20 protein-coding genes and 1 riboswitch are annotated in these 25,911 nt (G+C 65.5%); of the genes, 11 read left to right on the top strand and 9 right to left on the bottom strand.

The window, feature by feature from the left end; all coding sequences use genetic code 11:
• Window positions 1-9: 9 nt before the first annotated feature.
• From LDZ23_RS04455 to LDZ23_RS04445, 3 genes are all read right to left on the bottom strand, one after another.
• Window positions 10-585, bottom strand: coding sequence for a ferritin-like domain-containing protein (locus tag LDZ23_RS04455; protein ID WP_244807863.1), 576 nt, complete (start codon window positions 583-585; stop codon window positions 10-12).
• A 195-nt stretch (window positions 586-780) separates the two neighbouring features.
• The gene (locus LDZ23_RS04450; RefSeq protein ID WP_008350559.1) at window positions 781-942 is read right to left on the bottom strand and encodes a DUF1328 family protein; all 162 of its coding nucleotides are present in this window, start codon (window positions 940-942) and stop codon (window positions 781-783) included.
• A 54-nt stretch (window positions 943-996) separates the two neighbouring features.
• The gene (locus tag LDZ23_RS04445; protein ID WP_008350561.1) at window positions 997-1,173 is read right to left on the bottom strand and encodes a DUF1328 domain-containing protein; all 177 of its coding nucleotides are present in this window, start codon (window positions 1,171-1,173) and stop codon (window positions 997-999) included.
• Window positions 1,174-1,322: 149 nt separating this feature from the next.
• On the opposite strand from LDZ23_RS04445, the gene LDZ23_RS04440 reads away from it, so the two are divergent.
• From LDZ23_RS04440 to LDZ23_RS04430, 3 genes are all read left to right on the top strand, one after another.
• Entirely contained in the window at window positions 1,323-2,786 is a 1,464-nt protein-coding gene (locus LDZ23_RS04440) for a sensor histidine kinase (RefSeq protein WP_244807862.1), read from the top strand.
• Between the two features lie 188 nt (window positions 2,787-2,974).
• Complete coding sequence (locus LDZ23_RS04435) at window positions 2,975-3,109, top strand: entericidin A/B family lipoprotein (RefSeq protein ID WP_008350566.1); 135 nt, start codon at window positions 2,975-2,977, stop codon at window positions 3,107-3,109.
• Between the two features lie 293 nt (window positions 3,110-3,402).
• Window positions 3,403-4,044 carry a dihydrofolate reductase family protein gene (locus tag LDZ23_RS04430; protein WP_175980118.1) on the top strand — a complete coding sequence of 214 codons (642 nt, stop codon included), beginning with the start codon at window positions 3,403-3,405 and terminating at the stop codon, window positions 4,042-4,044.
• A gap of 59 nt (window positions 4,045-4,103) precedes the next feature.
• Here the strand turns inward: LDZ23_RS04430 and LDZ23_RS04425 are convergent, their stop codons facing one another.
• Both LDZ23_RS04425 and LDZ23_RS04420 read right to left on the bottom strand, forming a co-directional pair.
• On the bottom strand, window positions 4,104-4,886 hold the full coding sequence (locus LDZ23_RS04425; RefSeq protein ID WP_008350569.1) for a DUF4397 domain-containing protein: 783 nt from the start codon (window positions 4,884-4,886) through the stop codon (window positions 4,104-4,106).
• Between the two features lie 350 nt (window positions 4,887-5,236).
• Entirely contained in the window at window positions 5,237-6,178 is a 942-nt protein-coding gene (locus LDZ23_RS04420; RefSeq protein WP_008350571.1) for an EamA family transporter, read from the bottom strand.
• Window positions 6,179-6,398: 220 nt separating this feature from the next.
• Window positions 6,399-6,539: riboswitch (TPP riboswitch) on the top strand.
• Between the two features lie 129 nt (window positions 6,540-6,668).
• Between LDZ23_RS04420 and thiC the strand changes: the two genes are divergently transcribed.
• The 7 genes from thiC to LDZ23_RS04390 all read left to right on the top strand — a co-directional run bounded on the left by thiC (window position 6,669) and on the right by LDZ23_RS04390 (window position 13,694).
• Entirely contained in the window at window positions 6,669-8,600 is a 1,932-nt protein-coding gene (thiC, locus tag LDZ23_RS04415) for a phosphomethylpyrimidine synthase ThiC (protein ID WP_008350573.1), read from the top strand.
• A 240-nt stretch (window positions 8,601-8,840) separates the two neighbouring features.
• On the top strand, window positions 8,841-9,020 hold the full coding sequence (locus LDZ23_RS04410; protein WP_372492622.1) for a YMGG-like glycine zipper-containing protein: 180 nt from the start codon (window positions 8,841-8,843) through the stop codon (window positions 9,018-9,020).
• A gap of 203 nt (window positions 9,021-9,223) precedes the next feature.
• On the top strand, window positions 9,224-9,745 hold the full coding sequence (locus LDZ23_RS04405; RefSeq protein ID WP_244807861.1) for a hypothetical protein: 522 nt from the start codon (window positions 9,224-9,226) through the stop codon (window positions 9,743-9,745).
• 260 nt (window positions 9,746-10,005) lie between these two features.
• Window positions 10,006-10,134: a hypothetical protein gene (locus LDZ23_RS34830; RefSeq protein ID WP_268811669.1), complete on the top strand. Its 129-nt coding sequence runs from the start codon at window positions 10,006-10,008 to the stop codon at window positions 10,132-10,134.
• A gap of 257 nt (window positions 10,135-10,391) precedes the next feature.
• On the top strand, window positions 10,392-11,993 hold the full coding sequence (locus LDZ23_RS04400; RefSeq protein ID WP_034474233.1) for an L-lactate permease: 1,602 nt from the start codon (window positions 10,392-10,394) through the stop codon (window positions 11,991-11,993).
• Between the two features lie 119 nt (window positions 11,994-12,112).
• Window positions 12,113-13,045, top strand: a complete 933-nt coding sequence (locus tag LDZ23_RS04395) for a DMT family transporter (protein WP_175979897.1) — start codon at window positions 12,113-12,115, stop codon at window positions 13,043-13,045.
• A gap of 124 nt (window positions 13,046-13,169) precedes the next feature.
• Window positions 13,170-13,694 carry a hypothetical protein gene (locus LDZ23_RS04390; protein WP_008350584.1) on the top strand — a complete coding sequence of 175 codons (525 nt, stop codon included), beginning with the start codon at window positions 13,170-13,172 and terminating at the stop codon, window positions 13,692-13,694.
• Window position 13,695: 1 nt separating this feature from the next.
• Here the strand turns inward: LDZ23_RS04390 and arfB are convergent, their stop codons facing one another.
• Genes arfB through recC form a run of 4 tightly spaced genes read right to left on the bottom strand, consistent with a single transcriptional unit; the run spans window position 13,696 to window position 23,154 of the window.
• Window positions 13,696-14,109 (bottom strand): alternative ribosome rescue aminoacyl-tRNA hydrolase ArfB, encoded by a 414-nt coding sequence (gene arfB / locus LDZ23_RS04385; RefSeq protein ID WP_244807860.1) that lies wholly within the window; start codon window positions 14,107-14,109, stop codon window positions 13,696-13,698.
• The gene (gene recD, locus LDZ23_RS04380) at window positions 14,106-16,058 is read right to left on the bottom strand and encodes an exodeoxyribonuclease V subunit alpha (protein ID WP_244807859.1); all 1,953 of its coding nucleotides are present in this window, start codon (window positions 16,056-16,058) and stop codon (window positions 14,106-14,108) included. Before recD ends, arfB begins: the two co-directional genes overlap by 4 nt.
• Window positions 16,055-19,759 (bottom strand): exodeoxyribonuclease V subunit beta, encoded by a 3,705-nt coding sequence (gene recB, locus LDZ23_RS04375; protein WP_244807858.1) that lies wholly within the window; start codon window positions 19,757-19,759, stop codon window positions 16,055-16,057. The genes recD and recB overlap by 4 nt, the downstream gene beginning before the upstream one ends.
• Window positions 19,756-23,154, bottom strand: a complete 3,399-nt coding sequence (gene recC / locus LDZ23_RS04370) for an exodeoxyribonuclease V subunit gamma (RefSeq protein WP_244807857.1) — start codon at window positions 23,152-23,154, stop codon at window positions 19,756-19,758. The genes recB and recC overlap by 4 nt, the downstream gene beginning before the upstream one ends.
• Before the next feature lie 203 nt (window positions 23,155-23,357).
• On the opposite strand from recC, the gene LDZ23_RS04365 reads away from it, so the two are divergent.
• Window positions 23,358-25,904: an FUSC family protein gene (locus tag LDZ23_RS04365; RefSeq protein ID WP_244807856.1), complete on the top strand. Its 2,547-nt coding sequence runs from the start codon at window positions 23,358-23,360 to the stop codon at window positions 25,902-25,904.
• Window positions 25,905-25,911: the final 7 nt, after the last annotated feature.

Here is a 25,911-nt window from a genome sequence, read left to right as displayed (position 1 = left end):
CCCTCGTCCTCATCCGTTGCGGCCTTCCAGCAGATCGGCCATGTCGTCGGCGTGCTCTTCCTCGACGGCGAGAATGTCCTCGAAGATGCGACGCGTCGTGACGTCCTTGTCGCCGAGATAGCGGATGATCTCGCGATACGTGTCGATCGCGATGCGCTCCGCGATCAGATTCTCGCGGATCATGTCGATCAGATCCTTACCTTCGCTGTACTGCGAATGCGAGCGCGACGAGAGGCCGTCGGGCGCGAAATTCGGCGCGCCGCCGAGTTGCACGATGCGCTCGGCGAGCGTGTCGGCGTGCTGCTGTTCCTCGTTCGCGTGCTCGAGAAACTCCTGTGCGACGGCTTCCGAGTGGATGCCCTTCGCCATGAAATAGTGGCGCTTGTAGCGCAGCGTGCAGACGATTTCCGTGGCGAGCGAATCGTTGAGCAGCTTCAGCACGGTCTCGCGATCGGCGCCGTAGCCGGTCGTCACCGCGCCTTCGTCCATGTGCTGCCGGGCATCGGCGCGGATCTTCTCGACATCGAGAACGAAGGCGTCGGTGGTTTGGCTCGGCTCGGCGTTTACAGCAGACGATTTGGACATTTGGTTCGCTCCTCTTTGACAGGTGAGTTGACGTTGTTCGCTGGAGCAGGCTTCGGCGCCAGGGTTTCCATAGCGCCCTGCTATCCAATCCGATACTCCGATGCACACACCATGCCTGATCTGTCGAAGAAACCGCGCGACGGTGATGAAACCCGCGCGCGGCTTGATGGCTCGTGGCTTTTAGCTAAGCGGGCGTCACGTTCGGAACACGCCGAGCAGCAAAGTGACCACGAACACGACGAGAAAAATGAAGAAAAGGATCTTCGCGATTTCCGCCGCGCCGGCCGCGATGCCCGTGAAACCGAACACGGCCGCGATGAGGGCGATGACGAAGAAGACTGCAGCGTAATGAAGCATGTGACCTCCTTCCTGAGTTGTTGATTACGTTTTGTCGATACGTCCGTAACGCCGCTAATCGATCGCTTTTTTCGTGACGACGAAGCCGAGCACGAGAAACACGACGCACAGGATCAGGAACAGCACGAACAGGAACTTGGCGATGGCGGCCGCTCCGGCAGCGACGCCGGTGAACCCCAGCACGCCGGCGATCACGGCTACGATCGCGAAAAACAAGGCCCACTTCAGCATGATCGTTCCCCGTAGGAGTGGATGACGGAACTATCGTAGCCACGCGATGCGCGCCGCGCATTCGGGCAGGCTCCTTTTTTGCTGTGGGAATCCACCGACACTTGCTTTCAAATCGGCTGCTCTAAGTGAAACGCCGGACGACCCACGCCATGAGCCACGTACCGCCCACCGCGATACCGACGACGATCTTGCCCGAGGACACGCCGCCGCCCGCGCCGGAAGGCATCGCGCGCCGCGCCACGCGCTTCAACGACTGGATGCGCCGCTATAGCTGGGCGGTCGCGATGACGGTGGCGATCGTCATCACGGTCGGCGGGCTGATCATTCTGGAATCGGGGCGCATGCGGATCGCGTCGGAATACGAGACCGCGCTCGAAGCGAAAGGCGCGACCGCGCAGCTTTCGATGCTCGCCGCCGATATCGCCGCGCTCACCGCCGACGAACGCGGCTTCGCGCTACAGGCCGACGACGCGTATCAGGCGCATTTCCGCGACGCGGCCGGACGCGTGCGGCGCACGCTGGCGTGGCTCGATGCGTATTACCGGCGCATCGGTGACGACACCGCGCTCGCGAGCTTCGCGCAGATCCGCTCCGCCGCCGACGATGAAATCGCGCAAGGCACCGCGCGCATCGCCGATTCGCCCGATGCCACGCGTGCGCTGCCGCCACCTGACGCGAGCGCCACGCTCGATGCGGCGCTGTCGCTGTTGCGCCTGAACGAAGAGCAGCGCGCGCAACACGCGCTCGACGCGAGCCGCGCCGACCAGCGCATCTCGACGCTGTGCGTGGGCGCGTTGTGCGCCCTCAACATCGTGCTATTCATCCTGCTGTTTCGTAATCTCGGCATTCAGCTCGACAAGCAGGCGCGCGTGCAGAAGGCGCTCATCACGCAGCAGGAAGAGCTCGATCAGCTCGTGTTCGCGCGCACGCGTCAGCTCGAGGCGCTCGCGTGGCACTTGCAGTCCGTCAGCGAAAACGAGAAGACGGAGCTCGCGCGCGAACTGCACGACGAACTCGGCTCGATCCTCACCGCGAGCAAGATGGATGTCGCGTGGGTGCGCGGCAAGCTGAAGGACAGCGAGCCCGCGATGGCCGAAAAACTCGCGCGCGCGCTCGGCAATCTGGATCAGGGCATCGCGTTGAAGCGCCGCATCATCGAGGACATGCGCCCGACGGTGCTCGCCAACTTCGGTCTCGTCACGGCGCTGCGCTCGCTCGCCGATGAAGCCGCGCAGCGCAACGGCTGGAACGTCGAATTCGATCTGCCGGGCGAGGACGTGAAGCTCGGCGAGGCGATCGAAATCGCGCTTTTCCGCGTCGCGCAGGAGACGCTCACGAACGCGGCGAAGTACGCGCACGCGAGCCGTATCCGCGTGGCGCTGACGGTCGATGAAGCGAACGTGTCGCTCTCGATCACCGACGACGGCATCGGCATTCGGCCGCAGGATTTGAAGCGCACGCAGACGCATGGGCTCGTCGGCATGCGGCAGCGCGTGTCGGCGCGCGGCGGACGCTTCGAGATCGAGCGCGCGACGCCGCGCGGCACGGCGATCAGCGTGTCGATGCCGCGCGAGCGCAGCGCCGATGCGCCGGTCGTCGCGGCATCCACGTAGGACGGCGCCGACACGAAATGCGGACGACGCCGACACCAGAATCGCATGCGTGCCTACATCCGCGAACGATGCGCTTTTTTATGATTGATCACACCGGTAAGACAGGACGTCAGCCAGGCGCCCGTCGACCACACACGATGCGCGAACCGTTTTTCCTGTCACGCATTTCAACTCCAAGGGGAATACACATGACTCGACTCATCGCTCTACTCCTCATCGCCGGCAGCGCGGCTCTCGCAGGCTGCAACACCGTTTCGGGAGCCGGTCAGGACATCTCGAAGGGCGGCCAGGCCATCTCGAACTCCGCGGAGCAGCACAAGTAATTCACGAGGCGCGCCGCTTCGCTGCGGCGTTCCCGCTCAGGCGTTCCATAGCGTTGACGTAGTTCTCTCTCTTCCCGCCACCTTCGCGTGGCGGGATTTTTTTTGTCTTTGGAGCCGTTCGTGTGTCGTCCAGGCCGCTCGCGGCGTCCCACGGGTCACGCGTCATTCTCTGCACAATGACGCCGATGACCCAGATCCCCTTCGCTGCGATAGAGTTCGCTCATCTCGATGCCTTCCTGAGCGATGATGCCTGGCTTCAGACATCGGGATTCACAGCGCAAACGGAGACACGAATGGCCAAAGTAAAAGTAGCCGGGTTCGGCGTTTCGCTCGATGGCTTCGCCGCGGGAACCGGTCAGAGTCTGGAACATCCGCTCGGGGTGCGGGGCCCGGAGCTCTTTCAGTGGTTTTTCCCGACGCAGACGTTTCGGCGGATGCAGGGAAAAGACGACGGCGAAACCGGTGTCGATGACGACTTCGCCCGGCGCGCGATGGACGGATTCGGCGCGTTCATCCTCGGGCGCAACATGTTCGGGCCGATTCGCGGCGAATGGCCGGATGAACAATGGAAAGGATGGTGGGGTGAGGATCCGCCCTATCATGCGCCGACTTTCGTGCTGACCCATTACCCGCGTCCGCCGATTCGGATGCAAGGCGGGACGACGTTTCACTTCGTCTCGGACGGCATCGAGGTCGCGCTGCAAAAGGCACGCGAAGCGGCCGGCGCGAAGGACATCAAGATCGGCGGCGGAGCGGCCACGGTCAAGCAATACATTCAGGCCGGCCATGTGGATGAAATCCACCTCGCTTTCGCGCCGGTGGCGCTCGGGCAAGGGGAATCGCTCTTCGACGGTCTGGATTTGCGCGCTTTGGGATATCGGACGGTCGAGCACGTTCCGACGGAGCGGGCCACGCACATCGTCCTTGCGAAGTAGCTGCGCGCGATACGAAAAAGCCCGGCCGATTCTTCCGGCCGGGCTGTGCGGTTCGTGCCTTATTGCGTGTCGGGCAGTTCGAGCGCCGGCTGCTGCGTGTTGCCACCCTGCGCGACGAGCACGCGAATCTTCTCGGGCACGAGTTGCGTGGCTGCATTTCCCGAAGGCAGCGTCGTCACGAGCCAGTCCGCGTTGTTGACGAGATCGAACGACGCCGATTTATAGACCGGCGTCTTCGAGCCCGGCAGCGTCGCGATCAGTTGATACGTGCCGCCGGAGACGTAGATCGAGTCTTGCGTCGTCGCCGGTACGGCGTTCTTGTAGGCCACGCCCGCCATCGTCGGGCTGACGGTCGAGATGTTCGTGCCCGGCGCGACGAGATAGATGTCGAGGTTCGGCGCGTTCGTCGATGCGTTGAACGCGCGCACGCGTGCGCTGCTCGATAGCAGGCCCTTGTCGAACGGATCGTCGATCACCGCGATCGACGGCACGAAGCCCGCGTCCGGCAGCGCGATCACCGTGTATTCGTGCCCTTTCGCCGCGTTCGAGATGGTCGTGTCGGTGGCGAGTTGCGTCGTCGTGTTGACGGCGGCGTAGGAAAAGTTGTGCTGGCCCGTGTCGATGTTCGCGAAGTTCGTCACCGCCTTATAGGCGAGATTCGGCTGCAGGATCTTGCTGTTGTCGTAGAAGTCGACGTTCGGGCCGCTCGGGATCGCGTGGATGAAATGGACTTGCGGCTGAGTGACGCCGATTTCCTTGCCGACGTCATCGGAGCTTCCGCCGCAAGCGGAGAGCAAAGCGGCGACGGCGGCAAGCGCGGCAGCGGTGCGGATGAGCTTCATGGTTTCACCTTCCTTTGTTTTGATTTGATTTGATCGGCCACATCGTCATCCGGGTCCGGACGATTAGGCATCCGCAGGACTTTGCGCGCTCGCTCGCCGGGCCCGATTCGGGTTTCCCTCTTGCCATTTCGATCGATCAGATTTGCCGTCGAAGTGGCGCATGCGTTGAGCAATGAGCATGCCCCGAGACGGTGCGACGATGGCGTGTATCGGCCGCTGAGGCCCGTCCGGAAAGGGTTTCGAATTCGTTAGAGGAATTGCTCGGGATGCGCGAAGACCCCGCGCGGTGCTGCATCGATCAATGCAGCGTCGCCGCGTGACGAGAAGCGGTTTTTACAAGGATGGTGCGTTCAGAGAAGCCCCCGCCGCCGCTGATCAAACCAGAACGAAAGCCCAACGGAAAGCAGAATTACAACCGTCGCAATCACGGTCCATTGCGTGACGATTTCCCCGAGCAGCAGCGCGCCCAAACCAACCGCCACCACCGGATTCACATAAAGACAACTCGTCGCGACGATCGTGCTCGTATTGCGTATCAGAAAGTTATACGCGACATAAGCGGCCATCGAACCGATCACGACGAGATACAAAAACGAGAACCCCGCGCCGACGCCGACGCTCGCCAACCGCTCGCCCGATGCGAACGCGATCGCCGTCGCGATCAATCCGCCCAAACCGATCTGCAGCGCCGTCGACATCAGCAGATCGGAAGGCTGCGGCAGGCGCGTCGCCAGATGCGCGCCGCCCGCCCAGAAGATCGCGGCGCACAGAATCGCCAGCGTGCCGACCGTCGAACTCGGCGAGGGATCGCCGTGATTCAGCAGCACGATCCCGAGCAGACCCAGCGCCACCGCGAACCACTCGCCTTTCGCGACGCCGCGTCCGCTGAGCGCGGTGAAGATCGTCGCGAAAAGCGGCACCGTCGCGACCATCACGGCGGCCGTGCCGGTCCCCACGGTCCGCATGCCGTAAGCCATCATCCCGCTCGACAGACCTTCCAGCAACGTGCCGACGATCGCCGCGTTGCGCACTTCGCGCGCGCTGGGCCACACCGACTTGCGATGCACCGCGATCAAGAATAGCCCGATGCCCGCGAACAGATTGCGCAGCCCGCCGAGCATCAACGGCGGAAAAGATTCGAGCGCGAGATGGATGCCGAGATACGTCGATCCCCAAACGAGATAGACGACCGTCAGCGCAAGCGCGACCTGCCCCTTGAAAGAGCGCGGCGCGCGAAACGGAAAACGGTCAGGGAAGCTGAACGGCAGGCGCGGCGGAGGCAGAGCGGACATGCATCACTCCGCGGCGACGGCTGCGCGCCGGAGAAAAACGGGCAAAACCAGACAGAACGACATGGCGTAAAGCAAAGGGGAATGGCGCGAGGAAGGACCGCGCGACCTTCGGGAAAACCCGGAAATCCGCGGCGCCCGACATTATGCAGTAAGCGCTCGCATCCATCGGCTCATTTTCGGGATGGTTGCCAAGACGCCACGCCGCGGTGTAACGTGTCGGCTGCTAACGCGGGGGTCCTGCGTTGCACATCGCGGTTTCGTGCGGTTTCATCGGCGAAGCGCTTCGTGTGGCGTGGGTGAGAAATACCCTTTGAACCTGATCTGGATAATGCCAGCGCAGGGAAGCGTTCGGGTTCCATAGGCCGCAGTCCACGCCACTTCAACCGAACCCGTACCTTTCCATCTCGTTCCTCCCTGTTTAGCTCCTGAGTCACCACGAGCTACGACATCGCTCGTGCTGAAAAAAATCGTCCCTTAGGAGATCAAGCACATGAATGCCAACCCGAAGTTCCTCTCGGAAAACGCCGTCGTCGATGCCGCCGCCATCGCGCCGCTGCCGAACTCGCGCAAGGTCTATGTCGAAGGTTCGACGCCCGACATCCGCGTGCCGATGCGCGAGATCACGCAATCCGACACGCCCGACGGCTTCGGCGGCGAGAAGAATCCGCCCGTCTACGTGTACGACACGTCGGGCCCGTACACCGACCCCGACGCGCAGATCGACATTCGCAGCGGTCTGCCCGCGCTGCGCGGCGCGTGGATCGAAAAGCGCGGCGACACCGAGGAACTGAGCGGCCTGTCGAGCGAGTTCGGCCGCGAGCGCGCTGCCGATCCCAAAACGGCCGAACTGCGCTTTCCGGGTTTGCACCGTCATCCGCGCCGCGCGCTCGCCGGCAAGAACGTCTCGCAGATGCACTACGCGCGGCAAGGCATCATCACGCCGGAGATGGAGTACATCGCGATTCGCGAGAACCAGCGTCGCGCGGAGTATCTCGAAAGCCTGCGCACGAGCGGCCCCAACGGCGAAAAGCTCGCGAAGATGATGGGCCGCCAGCACGCCGGACAAGCCTTCGGCGCGGCGGCGTTCGGCAAGGACGCGGCGAAGGAAATCACGCCTGAATTCGTGCGCGAGGAAGTGGCGCGCGGCCGCGCGATCATCCCCGCGAACATCAATCACCCGGAAAGCGAGCCGATGATTATCGGCCGCAACTTCCTCGTGAAGATCAACGCGAACATCGGCAATTCGGCGGTCACGTCGTCGATCGGCGAGGAAGTCGACAAGATGACGTGGGCGATTCGCTGGGGCGGCGACACGGTCATGGATCTGTCGACCGGCAAGCACATCCACGAAACGCGCGAGTGGATCATCCGCAATTCGCCGGTGCCGATCGGCACGGTGCCAATCTATCAGGCGCTCGAAAAGGTGAACGGCAAGGCCGAAGACCTGACGTGGGAAATCTTCCGCGACACGCTCATCGAGCAGGCGGAGCAAGGCGTCGATTACTTCACGATTCACGCCGGCGTGCGCCTGCAATACGTGCCGCTGACCGCGAACCGCATGACGGGCATCGTGTCGCGCGGCGGCTCGATCATGGCGAAGTGGTGCCTCGCGCATCACAAGGAAAGCTTCATTTACGAGCACTTCGAAGACATCTGCGAAATCATGAAGCAATACGATGTCTCGTTCTCCCTCGGCGACGGCCTGCGCCCCGGCTCGATCTACGACGCCAATGACGAAGCCCAGCTCGGCGAACTGAAGACGCTCGGCGAACTGACGCAGATCGCGTGGAAGCACGACGTGCAGGTGATGATCGAAGGCCCCGGCCACGTTCCGATGCAGCTCATCAAGGAAAACATGGACCTGCAACTGGAATGGTGCGACGAAGCGCCCTTCTACACGCTCGGGCCGCTGACGACCGACATCGCGCCGGGTTACGACCACATCACGTCGGGCATCGGCGCTGCGATGATCGGCTGGTTCGGCACCGCGATGCTCTGCTACGTCACGCCCAAGGAACACCTGGGGCTGCCGAACAAGGACGACGTGAAGGAAGGCATCATCACGTACAAGCTCGCGGCGCACGCGGCCGATCTCGCGAAGGGTCATCCGGGCGCGCAGGTGCGGGACAACGCGCTGTCGAAGGCACGCTTCGAATTCCGCTGGGAAGACCAGTTCAATCTCGGTCTCGATCCGGACAAGGCGCGCGAATTCCACGACGAAACGCTGCCGAAGGATTCCGCGAAGGTCGCGCATTTCTGCTCGATGTGCGGCCCGCACTTCTGCTCGATGAAGATCACGCAGGACGTGCGCGATTTCGCGGCGAAGCAAGGTGTCAGCGAAAGCGAGGCGCTCGCCAAGGGCATGGAGACGAAGGCGATCGAGTTCGTGAAAAAGGGCTCGGAAATCTATCAGCCGACCTGAAGCTTCTGACTCGCTGACAACGGCCTGTCGCACAGCGCGTGCGGCAGGCCGTTTTTTATGTGTGCGCCGGGCGCAAAGCCTTGTCGGGCCTGAATGAGCGGTTCATCCGACGATTCGGGCATCTTTTCTGCTGGTTGAGTGCGTGAACCGGCGCAAATGCGGCCGAGCCGCAGCCGATTCATCTCATCTTCGAATTGGAGAGTCGACATGAAAATCATCAAACAGATCGGCGCCGCTGCAATGATCGTTGGGTTTCTGGGAGGACTGACCGCTTGCGGCGACATGACCACGCGTCAACGGGATACGGCTATCGGCGCCGGCGTCGGTGCGGCGGGCGGCGCGGTGATCGGCGGCAGCGCGCTTTCGACGCTCGGCGGCGCGGCGGTCGGCGGGATTATCGGCAATCAGGTCGGGAAGTAGCGCGAACATCGTCTACGACGCAACGGACGCGTTTCGCCGCCATCAACGACCCGCTGTTTCATTTCTGTTACATAAAGGCGCGCCGCAATGCTTTTTCACATCACGCGGCGCGCCTCCCGGTTGTCGTTCGACTAAGCTGCTTCTTAAGGGGCCAATTTCATTCGATCCCACGTCCCGCAAGCCGTAACGCAAGGAGCAGTGCCATGATTTCCGCCCGCAGCATGTCCGGACCGGGGACGGCCGCCGCAGCGCTCGCCGCCGGGCTTCTTCTCGGCGGATGTTATTACCCTTACGGTTATCCGGCTTATCCAGCTTATCCGCCCGCGCCTGTCGTCGGCGCGACCTACACGCAGCGGGAATTTGCGTTGCCCGCGTCCGGCACGGCGGCCACGCCGACGTCATCCGCGACCTTGCCGCCACAGTACGAATACGCCGTCGGCTCGTCGTACTCCGACTACTACCGGACGTATCCCTATCCGTATTACCCGCCGTATGCGGCTTACCCGTACTACGGCTATCCGGCGTACTACGGCTACGGCTACGGTTATCCGGCGGTTTCGTTCAGCTTCGGCTACTGGGGCGGCAGCGGATGCTGCTGGGGACATGGCTATCGCGGCGGCTACCACGGTGGCGGATGGCACGGCGGCGGGTGGCATGGGGGCGGCGGCTGGCACGGCGGCGGCGGCAGTTGGCATGGCGGCGGAGGCGGCGGCCGCGGACACTGATCGCCGCGCCGCGATACGCCAGATGAGACAAAAAGCCGTTTGTCGCCTTGCCGCGTAACACTGCTGCAACATTTTCCTTTCGACACGGGCTCGCGCGCACGACGCGCTTCATCGTGCGCCGGCGCACTTTCCTTATCCGACAAGGCTTCGCCACTATTCGCCAGATGATTGGCACGGTTTTGGCTACATAGCTTCCCTGCATCGAGTCGCAACGGCGATAACCGTTGTTCCGCGCACGTTTCCGTATCGGGGGATCGGACATGATGGCCTTCGTGTTTTTCCTGCTGTGGATTTTCGCCTCGCTCGGCCTTCTGACCGTGTGGGTCTTCCGCCAGACGCCATCGGCCGGTCGCGACGAGAGCGCGCCGAGCGCCGTCGCCGAGGGCTGATCGCGCTCGTCCGTGCTTCTCCGTCCGCATCGATGACGCGCCCGCAAGCGGCGCGTCCCTTCACGTCCATTCACCTCTGCGCGCCACGCCGTGGCCGGAATGGACGGGCATTCACGCCTTGACGCATGCCCTTCGCGCCCTATTCTTAGTGTGCGCGTTATGCGGTTGCTTAAGCCGGCGACCGGACATCGAACTCCACGCGCATCGCGGCTTCGCGTTGGCGCCGCTTCGGTTCATGACAGAACGAAGGAGACCCGATGTTCCACCAGCTACTCACCCCGATCGCCAATTCCCTGTTCGCATCCTTCATCGTCGCCGCGCTGCCGATCATCCTCGTGCTCGTGCTGCTCGGCTGGGCGCGCCGTCCCGCGTGGCAGGCGTCGCTCGCGGGGCTGGTCCTTGCGCTCGTCATCGCCATCGCGGGCTGGCATTTTCCGGTCGGGCTCGCGCTCGATTCGGTCGCGGCCGGCGCCGTGTTCGCGCTGTGGCCGGTCATGTGGATCGTCTTCGCCGCGATCCTGCTCTACAACGTCGCGCAACGCTCGGGGCGCTTCGAAGCATTTCGCATGTGGATGGTCGATAACCTGCCGAACGACCGGCGCATCGTGCTCGTCGTGATCGGCTTCTCGTTCGGCGCGCTGCTCGAAGGGATTTCGGGCTTCGGCACGCCGATCGCGATCACGAGTTCGCTCTTGATCCTGCTCGGCTTCCCGACGCTCGAAGCGCTCACCTTCACGTTGATCTTCAACACGGCGCCGGTCGCGTTCGGCGCGCTCGGCGTGCCGATCACCGTGCTCGGCGCAGTCACGCACCTGCCCACCGATGCGCTCGCCAAAATGGTCGGTCGCCAGTTGCCGTTCTTCGCGCTCTTTCTGCCCTTCTATGTGATCGGTATCTACGCGGGCTTTCGCAACATGATGCGTATCTGGCCCGTGCTGCTCGTCTCGGGCGGCGTGTTCGCATTGACGCAGTTCGTGACGTCGAACTACATCAGCTATGCGCTCACCGACGTGCTTTCGTCGCTCGTCTCGCTGATCGTGACGATCGCGTTCCTGCGCGTGTGGAAGCCGGTCGCGGACGAGCGCTTCGCGGTGAACGTCGAGCGCGCCGGCGCGACGCGTTCGGCGATTCCGGGCGGCCAGGGCTGGGTGCCGTGGATCGTGGTCTCGGTGGTCGTGATCGTGTGGACGGTGCTCAAGATCTTCATGATCGGCGACGTGAAAATCGCGTGGCCGGGCCTCGACAAGGCGGTCTACATCACGCTCTACAAGCAGCCTTACGGCGCGATCTGGGACTTCCAGCCACTCGCGACGGGCACGGCGATCCTGGTCGCGTCGATCATCACCGCGTTGATGGTGAAGCTGCCCGCGCGCGAATACGTCGCGGCGATCGGCGATACGTGGGTGCAGACGCGCATCGCCATTCTGACGGTCGCGACGATCGTCGGCCTCGCGTATCTGATGAACTACTCGGGCATGAACTACACGCTCGGTCTGGGCGTGGCGTCGGTCGGGCCGTTCTTCCCGCTCGTGTCCGCGTTCCTCGGGTGGGTCGCGGTGTTCCTCTCCGGCAGCGACACGTCGGGCAACGCGCTCTTCGGCAATCTGCAGGTCGTCGCGGCGAACCAGCTCAACCTCAATCCGGTGCTGATGGCGGCGACCAATTCGTCGGGCGGCGTGATGGGCAAGATGATCTCGCCGCAAAACATCTCGACCGGCGTCGCGACCACCGAGCTCAAGGGCAAGGAAGGCCTCGTGTTCGCGCGCACGTTCAAGCATTCGATCTTGCTGACGATCCTGCTCGGCGTGCTCGTGTGGCTGCAGCAAAACGTGCTGACGTGGATGATCCCGCCGCATTGAGCTTTCGCGCTTCCCCTGTTTCTCCCGCTTCTTGCGCTTTCGTCCGGCGGACCATTTCTGAGACGAACGCGGTGCTAACATGCGCGGACTTTCGATGAGCCTTGCGAAGTCCGCCCGCCATGTCACCCGCCAATCTGCTGCAACTGATCGTCCTCGCCGCCCTGTGGGGCGCGTCGTTTCTCTTCATCCGCGTGGGCGTCGCCGAGTTCGGCGTCGCGCCGCTGATGGCCGTGCGCGTGGGCATCGGCGCCGTGTTCCTGATCGCGATGCTGCTTTCGCGGCGGCCGCTCGCCCAAACCGCCGCGACGCTGAAGAAACGCTGGCTTCAGTTGCTCGCCGTCGGCATTCTCAACTCGGCCGCGCCGTTTTGTCTCTTCGCGTATGCCGAATTGACGCTTTCGGCCGGGGCCACGTCCGTCATCAACGCGACGACGCCGCTGTTCGGCGCGCTCGTCGCTTTCCTGTGGCTCAAGGATCGCCTGACGACCGCGCGCACGATCGGCATGGCGATCGGCTTCGCGGGCGTGCTCGTGCTGGTGTGGAACCAGATCGCGCCGGAGCACGCCGGGCAAGCCGCCGCGCTGCCGGTGCAAGGCATGCTCGCGGCGGCGGCGGCGCTGGCGGCGTCGGCGCTTTACGGCGTCGCGGGCAACTTCGCGAAAAAGTATCTGATGGACGTCGACGCGATGACCAACGCGGCCGGCAGCATGATCGGCGCAACGCTCACGCTCGCGCCGATCGCGCTCTTTACGTGGCCCGCCGCGCCGGTTTCCGCGCACGCATGGGGCGCGGTGCTCGCGCTCGGCATCGGCTGCACGGGGATCGCGTATTTCATCTACTTCCATCTGGTCGCGGTCGCGGGCCCGGCGCGCGCGATGACCGTCACGTTCGTGATTCCGCTGTTCGGCATTCTGTGGGGCGCGCTCTTTCTCGGCGAGCACGTCTCGCTCGTCATGATGGCGGGCTGCGCGATCGTGCTCGCGGGCACCGCGCTCGCGACGGGCGTCGTGAAACGCGTGCCGTTCGTCGGACGGCGAAAATTCGCGCGCTGACTATACTGCTTTCGGGAAAAGCGGCGGTGTGCGGGCGGCATCGTCCGCAAGGGTGAAATTGTTTGGATGCCGTTGCACGCCGTGCGGCGCCGCGTCATCCTTCGCGCTTTTGCCGGGAGCCGTCATGCACGATTTGTTCGCCAAGCTCAAACATGAAATGATGAAAATGGTCCCGCCGACCGTTTTCTTTTTCATCCTCCTGCATGCCGTCGCCATCGTGCGCGCGTTGATGGTAATGGGCACCGGCATTTCGCTGACCTCGTCGATGTCAGTGCTCGTCGCTTCGCTGATTCTCGGCAAGTCCGTGCTGATCGCCAACATGCTGCCGTTCATCAACCGCTATCCGGACCGTCCGCTGGTCTGGAACGCCGCCTGGAAAACGCTGATCTACACGGCCATCGCTGGCATCCTGCACTATCTCGAGCGGCTGCTGGACTTCTGGAAGGAGACCCACGGCCTTGCTGCCGCGAATCAGGCGCTCATCGCGCATATCAACTGGCCGCAGTTCTGGGCCGTCCAGATCCTTCTCGTGCTGATGATCGGCAACTACTGTGCGTTCGCCGAACTGGGCCGCGTGATCGGACGCGACGTGCTCAAGTCGTGGTTCTTCGGGCCGCGCGTCGACATGCCGCCGAAGTGGCAAAGCTGAGTCATTCGCCACGCACCGGCCCGCGTCCCGCCTTGATCGCGCCGCGTTTCACCTTGCCTTCGACGCGCCGCAACTGCGATGCGCGCGTCGGCTTCGTCGCGATTCGCTTGCGGCGCGTGACCGACACGCTGCGGATGAGTTCGTCGAGACGCGCGAGCGCCGCCGCGCGATTCATGTCCTGCGTGCGATGCTCCTGCGCCTTGATGACGATCACGCCCTCGCGCGTGACGCGGCTGTCGGAAAGCGCGAGCAGACGCGCCTTGATGTGCTCCGGCAACGAAGACCCGCGGATGTCGAAGCGCAGATGGATCGCGCTCGACACCTTGTTGACGTTCTGACCGCCCGCGCCTTGCGCGCGCACGGCCGTCAGCTCGATTTCGTTGGGCGGCACGGCGAGGCTGTCGGTGATGGTCATCGGTCGAATTCCCTGGATAGGCGCCGCATTCTCGCGGCCAGCCCGGAGTCGCGGCGCGTCGGCTCCCGGACGGCTTGCGCGAAGATCGCCGCCGAGCCGATCACTTCGACTCTGCGCTTCGCCCGCGTGATCGCCGTGTACACCAGCTCGCGCGACAACACGCGCACGAACGCGCCGGGCAACACGAGCGCCGCGTGCTCGAACTCCGAGCCTTGCGACTTGTGCACGGTGAGCGCGAACGCGGTGTCGTGCGGCGGCAGCGCAGCGGGCGACACGTAGCGCAGCGCGCCATCGGCCAGGCGGAACGCGACGCGCAACAGGCCGTCGGCGCCCGGCAGCGCGATGCCGATATCGCCGTTGAAAAGCCCGAGCGCATAGTCGTTGCGCGTGACGATCACCGGCCGTCCGGCGAACCACTGTGCACCGAGTGCAAGCGCAATGCCCGCTTGCTCGCGCACTTTCGCCGCGATGCGCGCGTTCACTTCGTCGACGCCGCGCGGCCCCTTGCGCGTCGCGCACAGCACGCGGAAGCGATTCAGCGCATCGAAGAGTCGGGCGTGATCCGCTTGCTCGCCGTCGAGCACGGCCGAGAGCGCGTCCGCGTACGGCGCGAAGCCTTTCGCGAGACGCGCGAGGGTGCGCTCGGACAGCGTCGCGTCGCCATCGTCGAAGAGCACGGCCGCGCGCTCGCCCGATGGATCGAGCGCATCGAGCGCGGCCCGTTCGTCGCCATTGCGGATTGCGATCGACAGACGCCCGATGTCCGAATCGAGCCCGAAGCGATAGTTCTTCTGCAGCCACACGACGCAATCGGTGAGCGCGGGCTCGGCCTTCGCGTCGAAGAGATCGCCGTAGCCCTCGGAATCGTCGATGGGCGCGGCGTTCGGCAATGCGGCTTCGAGGCGCTTCGCATCGACCGAAAGCGCCGCCGCGATGCGCGCCACGCCCGCATGGCTGAACGACGGCTCCGCGCTCAGTTCCGCGAACACCGCGCCCGCTTCCACCGCCGACAGTTGATCCTTGTCGCCGAGCATCACGAGACGGCTCGCCGGCGCGACGGCTTCGAGCAGATGGGCGGCGAGCGCGACGTCGATCATCGAGGCTTCGTCGACGACGATCACGTCATACGGCAACGGATTGTCGCGATGATGCCGGAAGCGCCCGTCCGACTGCACGCCGAGCAATCGCTGCAACGTGAACGACGTGCGCGGCAGGCGTTCGGCGAGTTCGGGCGGCAGCTTGTCCGCGCGTTCGATGAGCGCCTCCTGCATGCGCTGCGCCGCCTTGCCGGTCGGCGCGGCGAGCGCGATCCGCAAGTCCGGATCGGCGTCGAGCAGACACGCGAGCACGCCGACGACGGTCGTCGTCTTGCCGGTGCCCGGCCCGCCGCTCACGATCGTCAGCCGTCCCGCCAGCGCGACGAACGCCGCGACCCGCTGCCAGTCGATGTCGTCATCCGCGCGCGGGCCGAAATAGCGCGCGATGCGTTCGGCCTGTCGCGCGATGTCCTCTCGCGAAGCGGTCATGCGCGTATCGCGCGAACGTTCGACGAGCGAGCACGCGAGCCTGCGCTCGTAGTCGAAGTAGCGCGCGAGATAAAGCCGCCCGTCCTCGTCGATGACGAGCGGCAGCAGGTCGGCCGCGTCCGCGCGCGCGCCGCCGCGCACGAGGCACGCGACACCGCTTGCAAGCAGCGCGTCGCGCGCCTCGTCGAAACGCGCGTCGTGACGGCGCGCGAGCGCGGCGAGCGGCAGGCACACGTGGCCTTGCGCGGTTGCGCGGCTCATCGCGAGCGCGGCGCGTTCGGCCCACAGCACGCTGCGTTCGTCTGCGTTCAGGCACGCCGCGAGCGCGCTCATGCGCCGCGCGAAACCTTCGGCGAGCGCCGCGCTTTCATCGGCGGGCGCGGGCACGGGGCGCGTCGCCTGCATTGCATCGAGCGTGCTCATGCCGCGCCTCCCGACATCAAACGATCGAGCGCCTCGACCAGTTCCAGCGACGGCCGTCCGCGATGCACGCCGCACGCTTCTTCACCGTCGCGCCAGTCCGGGCGCACGCCGCGCACGAACAGATACAGATAGCCGCCGACATGCGTGTCGTACGCATAGCCCGCGAGCCGCGCGCGCAAATATCGATGCAGCGCGACCACGTAAATGAGCGCCTGAAGGTGATACGCGTGCTCCGCCATTGCCGTGGCGAGCGGCGCGGCGGCGTAGTCGGAAGCGGCATCGCCCAGATGATTCGACTTCCAGTCGATGATCCAGAAACGGCCTTCGTGCTCGACGATCATGTCGATGAAACCCTTGATGAATCCGCGCAACGCGCCCGCCTCCAGCGCGACGTCGGGAAAACCGTGCGCCGCGAGCAGACGCCGCAACGCGCTGAAATCGAGCGAATCCGCCGGGAACAGGAACTCCAGTTCGTTCATGCGGCGCGTCGTCGCGATGGTCGCGAGCCGCATGCCGGGCGCGATTTCGCTCCTCACGGTATCGCCGATGAGACGCAGCATCATCGGACGCAGACGCGGCGCGAGCGCTTCCGGCGCGGGCGTCGGATGCTCGTGCAGCGCGCGCTCGACGGCGGCCGGCCAGCTCGACTCATCGGTGAAATCCGCCAGCTCGAACATGCGATGCAGGCATTCGCCCGCCGCCGCGCCGCGCGGAAACGCGAGAATGTCGTCGGGATCGAGCGGCGATTCGTCACTTGAAGCGGCGTCCGTGCGCGCGGTGTCATCGAGCGCGGCGAGTTCGTCGTGATCCGGACGCGCTTCCACCGGCTGCGCCTGATTCGCCTCGTCGCGCGCGCCCGCCGCGATCAGCGAACTGAAGCTCGCCATGCGCCAGCGATCGCGCAGGATGCGCCGGTTCGTGCGCGCGGCGATCTCGTGTTCGTGGGACGCGTCGGCTTCGAGCGGCTCGCGCGTGTCGATCACCGGCAGCGGCGCGACGCCGATCGCGCCCTGCGACCGCGCCGCAACCGCATGCCACGCCGCGACGATTTCCGCTTCCTCGGGCGGCGCATCGCAGAACGCATCGAAGTCTTTTCCGCCACCCGCGACGAGCCAGTTGAGGACGCTTCGGCGCGACTCCTTCGTCGACCGGCTCGACAGATAAGAACCCGCGACGACATAGCAGCGGAACACCGCGCGCGTCAGCGCGACATACACGAGACGCGCGCTCTCGGCCGCCTGCTCGCGCGCAATGGCCGCACTCGCGAGATCGTCTTCGTCGCCTTCCATGCCGTAATGCAGCACCGCCACGCCCGCGTCGTCGTGATACTCGCGCGCATCGGGCAAACCGGATTTCGACGCCTCGCGCGACGCGCCGTCGTTCAGGAACGGACAGAACACGACCGCATACTCAAGCCCTTTCGACTTGTGCACGGTCACGATCTGCACGAGATTGCGGTCCGATTCGAGACGCAGTTGCGCTTCCTCGCCGCCGCCCTGCTGCTCGCGTTGCGCCGCGAGCCAGCGCAGCGTCGGCGCGATGCCGGGCTGTTCGGCCGAGCGCGCCTGCAGCAGCTCCGCCAGATGATTCACGTTCGTGAGCCGGCGCTCGCCGTCGGGCCGTGCGACGAGACGCGTCGCGATCGACAGCTCGCGCGCGAGCGTGCGCCACATCACCGCGAAGCCGCGCTCGTGCCAGATCGTGCGATAGCGCGAGAAGCGCTCGACCCAGCTCGTCGAATCGATCGGCTCGCCGTGTGGATCGGCGGCGTCCGCGTGTTCGAGCCGCCAGAGCGCGGCGGCGTCGAGCCCGAACCAGTCGGTGGCGAGCGCGGCGCGCAGGCGGCGCAGATCGCCTGGCGTGTCGATGGCGGCGAGCACGCGCTCGATCTGCTCGGCATCGAGCGAGCCGAACACGGACGCCTGCGCGAGCTCCACGCTGCCGATGCCCCATGCCGCGAGCACGCGCTTCACGAGACTGCCCTGCCGATGCGTCCGCACGAGCACGGCGATATCGCCCGCCGACAGCGGCGCTTTCCCGATGGTCACTTCGCCGCGCTGCGCACCGCGCAACAGCCGCGCGATCTCGGCGGCGCAGGCCTCTGCGGCATCGCGCTGCGCATTCGCTTTCACAAGCACCGATTCGCCGTGCGGCAGCATCCACACGCAGAAATCCGCGATGTCCGAATACGCGGCGGCCGGCGTGTTGTCGACGAACGGTCCGCGCTGACGCGTGCCCGCGCGCACCGGCTGATAGTCGAGCCCATCTAGGATGAACGCCGACGGATTCGCCTCGAACAAACGGTTGCACGCCTCGATGATCGGCGGCGTGGAGCGCTGGTTGACCGCGAGCGTGTAGCGCGCGCTCGCGCCGTCGCGCGCGGCGAGATACGTGTGCAGGTCGGCGGCGCGGAAGCTGTAGATCGCCTGCTTCGGGTCGCCGACGAGAAAGAGCGGCCCGTGCGGCGCGAATACGCGATCGAAGATCGCGAACTGCAGCGGGTCCGTGTCCTGAAATTCGTCGATGAGCGCGGCTGGATAACGCGCGCGCAACGCCTCGGCGAGCCACGCGTGCTTCACGAGCGCGTGATGCAGGTTCGACAGCAGATCGTCGAACGACACGACGCGGCGCGCGCGCTTGCGCGCGGCGAGTTCGGAAGGCGCGTGATCGAGCCATTCACGCACGATGTCGAGCCACATCGCGCGCTGCGATGCCTCGGCGGCGGCGGCGGACGCGGCGAGCGCATCGGCCTGATCGAAGAAGGCGTGCGCGGGCGGCGTGTTCTTGACCTTGGTGCCCTTGGCGAGCGCGGTCGCCGTGAGCTTGAGCGCCCGCTCGGGCGGCGGCGCGTGGCAATCGCCTTCCGCGAAGTAGGCGCTCCATGCCTCGATGGCCTCGCCGACGATCTTCGTGCTGTAGCTGTTCGCTTTCAGCGCATCCTTCGCGTCGGAGAGCAGCTTCACGATGCCGTCGCGCTCGGCGTGCCACAACGCGCAGGCTTGGTCGAAGAGCGCCTGCATGTCGGCGGTTTGCGCGGCGCCGAAGTCACCGAAACGCAGCGCCGCGAGCGGCTTCTTCAGACGCCGCGCGAGTTGCGCATCGAGCGATGCCGGACCCGCGCCCTTCGCGACGAGCCACGACGCGAACGACGGCACGCGCGCCGCCACCGGCTCGACGCGCTCGCGCCAGAAGTCGGCGGCGAGCTCGAAGCGCAACGCGCTGTCGTCGGCTTCCATTTCGAACGCGAACGGCATCGCCGCGGCGAACGGCGCTTCCTGCAGCGCGCGCTGGCAGAACGCGTGAATCGTGTGGATCGCGGCCTGATCGAAGGTCGACACCGCGATGCGCAGGCGCTTCGCGGCTTCGTCTGCGTCGATGCCGGCGAGCGTCGTGTCGAACAGTTGCTCGATGAACGGATCGCCCGCCGCATCGCCGTTTTCGATCGCATGGGCAACGCCCGCGAGCCGCGAGCGGATGCGCTCGTGCAGCTCGGCGGTCGCCGCCTTCGTGAACGTGACGACGAGAATCTGCTCGACGGACAGGCGCTTTTCGAGCAGCAGCCGCACGTAGAGCGCGCAGATGTTCCAGGTCTTGCCGGTGCCGGCGGAAGCCTCGATCTGATTGACGCCGTCGAGCGCGCAAGAGAAGACGTCGAGTTCCTGCACGCCGATGTTGTCCAGAGATGAAGTCAGGTTGGTCATGCGCCGCTCCGCAGATGTTGCACGAGCGGTTCGAACACGATGCGCGCGAGCGCGGCGAAGGCGTCGTCGAGTGCGAGGTCCGCGCCGCGAAAGGCGATGCGAAACACCGGATCGTCGGATTCGGCGTGCGTGCGCTCCGATTCCCACGCGGCCTGCGCTTTCGAATCGCCCTCCTTCACCTTGAGCCACGCGCTCTTCGGAAAGAAGCGCAGCGGCATGCGGCGTCCCGCGCGATAGAGCGACGCGAGCGCGGCGAGATGCGCGAGCGGATCGGCGACGGGCATCAGTTCGAAATCCGCCGATTGTGCGCCGCGCCCGTGCCAGATCGTGCGGCGCGGTCCGTCGGGCAGCGCCGCGCAGTACGCGAGATGCGCGAGCCACGCGGACAGATAATCGCGCGCGCGCGGCGCGTCGTAGCGATAGATCACCTGGCCTTGCGGCGTCAGCGCGTTCAACGTGCCGACGAGCGCCATCGGACGGACGTCGACGAGCGAATCGTCGTGCGCGCCGAATAGCGCGATGCCCGCGGTGTCGGGCCAGCGTGGCCTCACGTCCAGCGAGAACGGCAGACGTTCGACGCCCGCCGACGTCGATGCCCGCACGCGCTCCGCCAGTTGCCCGAGCGCGTGCAGTTCGCGCGCCTGCCACACGCCGCCCGTCGCGCCACCCGGCATTTCGGGACTCGCGCGCGCGACGCGTCTTGCGAGTTCCCGCGCGGCGCGCTCGCCATCGTCGGCGGCGTCAAGCAGCGCGGGCAGCACGCGCGCGGCGAGCGCATCGCGGCCCGCGAAGCCGAGCTCGAACGGCTCGGTGTCGTCGAGTTCGGACTCGGCATCGACGAGCGCAATGCCCAGGCGGTCGCGCAACAGCGAGCGCGCCGGATGCCGCCAGAAGCGCACGAAGTCGTCGAACGCGACGGTCTGCGCGTCGTCTTCCGGCGGCAACGGCGCGCTGAAGAATCGCGCGACGGGCTGCGACTTGCCCGACTCCAAAGCGCGAGCGAGTTCGGCGCGCTCGGGTTCGTAAGTGAAGAGCCTGCCATCGTCGCGAAAATACTCGGGCGCATACGGCTGCAGCGGATGCTCGAACACGAAGCGCGCGCGCGCGTTCGCGAGTTCGTCCGGCGCCGCGTGCTTGCCCGCGACGGACTGCGCGAGGTAGTCGAGCAGTTCGTCGATGAGCGCGGCGGGCGGCAGCACGGCGTTGTCGCGGATGCTGCGGCCCGTGTACGCGATCATCAGCCGGTCGCGCGCCGCGAGCGTGAGATCGAGAAACAGATTGCGCTCGTCGTCGCGGCGCTGACGGTCGCCGAGCTTGCCGAAGCGCGCCATCAGATCGAACTCGTCGGCGCGCGCGAGGCTCGGCAGCATGCCGTCGTCCATGCCGAGCAGACACACGACGCGATACGGCAGCCCGCGCAAGCTCGTCAGCGACGAGAACGTGACGCCGCCCCAGGGCACGCCGCCGCGCGCTGGATCGTCGAGCGTATCGGTGAGCGCGGTGCGGATCACGGCGGCCGATACTTCGGTCTCGCCCGCGCCCTCGTCCATTGCGGCGATCAGCGAATCGATCGCGCGGCGCACGTCGCCGACGGCGTCGGCGAACGCGACGCCCGCATCGAAAAAACGCTCCAGCGCGTCGAGCAGCAGATCGCCCCAGGCGCGCGCGGTGCGCGCTCTCGCGATGCGTTCGGCGAACGCGTCGATATCGTCGACGAAGCGCGTGAGACGGCCAAGCAATTCGGCCTCCGACCCGTTCGCCCCTTCGATCGGCAGCCAATCCGCGACCGGCGCGCCGCCGCCCGGCAGCGCATAGCCGAGATAGAGCCGCGTGAGCGCATCGGCGAATGTGTGACGCGCGGCGGGCACGTCGTCCGCCGTCACGTCGTCGGGACGCAGGCCGCGCCGCGCGCCTGCCGCCGCGAGCCACGCCTGCGCCGTTTCGAGCGCGGCGGCGTCGATGCCGTAGCGCGCCGCGATCGCATCCACGCGCAGCCATTCGACGAGCTCGGGCGCGCCGACGCTGCGTTCGGTGAGCGCGAGCCAGTCGATGAGCGCGCGCGCGACGGGATTCGCCTGCGACGGCGGCAGGCCGGTAATCCGATACGGAATGCGCCGGCGCTCGTTGCTCGCGCCCGCGGGCGCGGTGCCGAAGATGCCGTCGATGAGCGGCCCAGCGACTGCGAGATCCGGAAACGCGACGAGCACGTCCGAAGGCTCCAGCCCTTCGATATCGTCGAACCAGTCGAGCAAGCGGTCGTGCAGCACTTCGAGCTGGCGCGACAGGCTGTGACAAACATGCACTTCGATGCCGTTCTCGACGATGTCCTCGAGCTGCGGCTCGGCGCTGTCTTCATCGAGCGCGAGGATGCCGTTTTGCAGACGCGCGAGCCACGTAGGCGCGGGATTGTTCTCGAACAGTTGCCGCTCGCTCGACGCCGCGCTCTCGGTCAATTCGTGCAGCATGTGCAGTTGCGCCTGCGTCTGCCGGCCCCACTCCGCGAGCAGCGGATGGCCGACTTCCTGATAGTCCGCCTCGCCCTTCAATTCGAGTTGTTCGACGCGCGCCTCGCTCACGATGTCGAACCAGAACTCGCGGCAAGGATTCTGCGCGTAGACGCGCACGTCGATCCAGCGCGACAGCTCGCGCAAGAGCGCGATGTGCAGCGGCGGCATCGTCGGCAAGGCGAACACGCTGATGCGGCTCGGCCATTGCGCGCGCATCACCGTATCGAGATCGAAGCCGGGGGAACCGGCGAGGAAGCGGTATGCGGGCGGCGTCGGGTCTTTCTCGTCGCCGTTCTCATCGCGGCACAGGTCTTCGAGCAGTGCGCGCCAGAGCGCTCGTTGCCAGCGCTCGTCCTCGCGCTGGATGTCGTTCGCGCCAGAAAGACGCGGGCCGCGCGCGTCGATTTCGGCATTGCTTCCCGTGAGAATCGAGCCGCCCGCCTGCCAATGCGTGAGCCACTCGGGCCGATACGTCAGATAGTGATCGAAGACTGTCGCGATGCGCCGCGCGAGTTCGTAGCGCATGGAATCGTCGGCGGCGTTCAGATACGTCGATAGCCGCGCCGAATCGCCGAACGATGGATCTTCGAAGAGCCGATAGCAACGCCACGCGAGCCGGTCCGGCGAAAACGGCGAATGCGCGGGCACCGGCAGCACGCGCCCGATCTGCGCCCACAGCCATTGCGCGAGATAACAGAAGTCGACGTTCGCGCAGATGCCGAAGCGCTCCGCCATATCGAGTTCGAGCCGGCGCCGCAACGCCGCGCTCGGCACGATGACGGACTCGCGCGCGAAGGGATCGCCCTCGCGCATCGCAAACGCGTCGAGGTCTTCGAAGAGCGCTGCGGCGAGCGTCTCGTGACGATTCGAATAGAAGAGTTCGAGCATGGAAAGCGGCTTGCTATGCGGTCTGTGAAAGCTTCACCGGCGCGCGATTTGAAAAGCTTTGTCAGCTAATGCGCCAGCATAACAAAGCGGACGTGCCGCCGAGAACCTGGCCGAATGGCCGAGGGTCGAAGCCCGGGTGAGTTGGGTTAGACTCGATTCTCGCTTCGTCCCCATGACGTCAACGAGCGTAAAACAGGAAGTCGATGCGCTATTCGTTCGAAATCAGGAAGTTCATTTACAGCCAGTATTTCTTTGGCGGGTTGCGCATCGCGCTCGGCGTATCGCTGCCCGCCGTCCTGATGCTCACCGTCTTTCACAATCGCGAGCTTGGTTTCACGATCGCGACCGGCGCGCTCGGTGCGTGCGTCGTCGACATGCCCGGCCCGCTCAGGCACAAGCACAACGAGATGCTCGCGTGCACGGTGATCGGCTTTCTTGCGGCGCTCGCAACGGGCATCGCGACCGCGAATCCGATCACGCTCTGGCTGACCATCGTGCCGCTGACGTTCGTGCTGTCGCTGATCGTCGTGTACGGCAATCGCTGGCCGCAGATCAGCTTCGCGACGCTCTTCATGATGGTCGTCACGCTGGAAGAGCATTTCACGCCGATGCAGGCGCTCATCAACGCATCGTGGATTTTGCTGGGCGGCCTCTGGTACACGTATTGGGCGACGCTGGTCTCACGGCTGCTCGTCTATCGCATCGAGCAGCAGGCGCTGGCCGAAAGCATCTTCAGTTGCGCGGAGTATCTGCTCGCGCGCGCCGAGTTCTACGACAGCGACGCCGATCTCGACGAGTGTTATCGCGTGCTCATCGAAAAGCAGATTGCGGCCGTCGAGCGGCAGGAAGCGGCGCGCGACATCGTGCTGCGCAACTTGCCGAAGGTGAAGAGCGGCAAGCTCAACGCGCGGCGCGCGCGGCTCTTCAATCTGTTCATCAACGTGGTCGATCTGCACGAGTTCTTCGTCGGCGCGCATACGGACTATCCGCTCGTGAGAAAGACGTTCGCCGGCTCCGACGTGCTGATCTTCTATCGCGACCTGATGCGCAAGGCGAGCGCGGATCTCGAGGAAATCGGGCTCGCGGTGCTGCAGAACAAGGCGGCCGGCCGGCAGATCAGCATGAAGGCCGAACTGCGCGCGATCGAATACGAACTGGAACTGATGCGCAAGCACGGGCTGCCGGAGAAGAATCCCGAAGCGTACGCGGCGGCGGCCGCCGTGTTCAGGCGTCTGTGGAGCGCGACGCGTCTCATCGACAAGATGCGCCGCCGCACGCGCGACGAACCGAGCGTCACCGAAACCGAAGTGCAGATCGACCACGCGCTGTCGCGCTTCATATCGAGCCGGCGCGTGCCGTTCATGCAGATATTCTCGAACCTCACGATGTCGTCGCCGAGTTTCCGGCATGCGCTGCGCGTGACGATCGCCGTGGGTATCGGCTTCTGGCTCGGGCGTCTCTTGCCGCTCACGAACGCGTACTGGATCGTGATGACGACCGTCATCATTTTGAAGCCCGGCTACTCGCTCACCAAGCAGCGCAACACGCAGCGGATCATCGGCACGGCGATCGGCTGCGCGGTGACCATCGCGCTGATCCTGTTCTTCAAGGAGCCGCATATCCTGCTCGTCGTGATGTTCGCGTCGATGGTGATGAGCTACAGCCTCCTGCTTTTCAACTACGCGGCGAGCGTCGTGTTCACGTCGTCGTATGTGCTGCTGATGTTCCATCTGCTCGCGCCGGGCAACATGCGGATCATCGGCGAGCGCGCGATCGACACCGTCGTCGGCTGCGCGATCGCGATCGCGGCGAGTCATCTGTTTCCGTACTGGGAATATCGGCTGATGGGCAAGCCCGTGAAGGACCTGCTCGCCGCGACGCGCAATTATCTCGAAGCGAGCTGGTGGTGGCGCGGGACGCAGACCGACAAGGCGCGCGCGGCTGCGGTTCACGCGCCGGCGGCCGAAACGCCGGTCGATCGCGCCGTGTTCGCCGATGCGAATGCGGGTGCGGTGGCGGCGACGTCGTCGGCCGTGGCGACGCCCGCGCAAACGGTGACGATCACGGCGGAAGCGGTCAGCGAACCGGTCGAGCCGATGGCCGCCACGCCGCCGCCCGCCGCCGATTCCGCGATGAAAGCCGCGACCGCGACGGCGCAGCGTTTATCGTCGGTGAGCATCGGCGAGAGCACGGCGGCCACGGCGAGCAAGGGCGCATCCGCCGCGGCGACGGTGACCGCCACGGCGCTCGACCGCGACTTCCGCTACCGGCTCGCGCGCAAGAACGTGCATATCGCGTTCGCCAATCTCGCGCAGGCGTTCCAGCGCATGATGCTGGAGCCCAAGGCGCAGCAAAGGTATGCCGCCGAATTGAACGATCTGCTCGTGCAGAGCCATGTGCTCGCCTCGCAGATCACCGCCGCCGCGCCGCTGCTTCAATCGCTCAACGAGGTGGGCGGTCAGCCGTTCGAGCCGGTGCAGCGCACCTTCGGGATCGTGCGCGACAATCTCGCCGAGGCCGAGGGCGAACTGCCCGCCGCCGCCAAGCCCGATGCGCCGCCCGCTCACGCGGACGCGCTCAAGCAACTGCGGCGCGATCTGGACAAGATGGTCGTCGATGCAGAGCGCGCGCAGTCGCTGCCCGCCGATGCGCTTCACGATCTCAAGCTGCTCGCGCATCAATGCAAGCAGATGCTGACCGCGTCATCGCTGATCGAGAAGGACGCCGCGCAGATTCGCCTGCCGGTTTGACGCGTGC

It is taken from the genome of Caballeronia zhejiangensis (assembly GCF_022879815.1).
Taxonomy (GTDB): domain Bacteria; phylum Pseudomonadota; class Gammaproteobacteria; order Burkholderiales; family Burkholderiaceae; genus Caballeronia; species Caballeronia zhejiangensis.
This window is presented reverse-complemented; position numbering and strand designations above follow the sequence as displayed.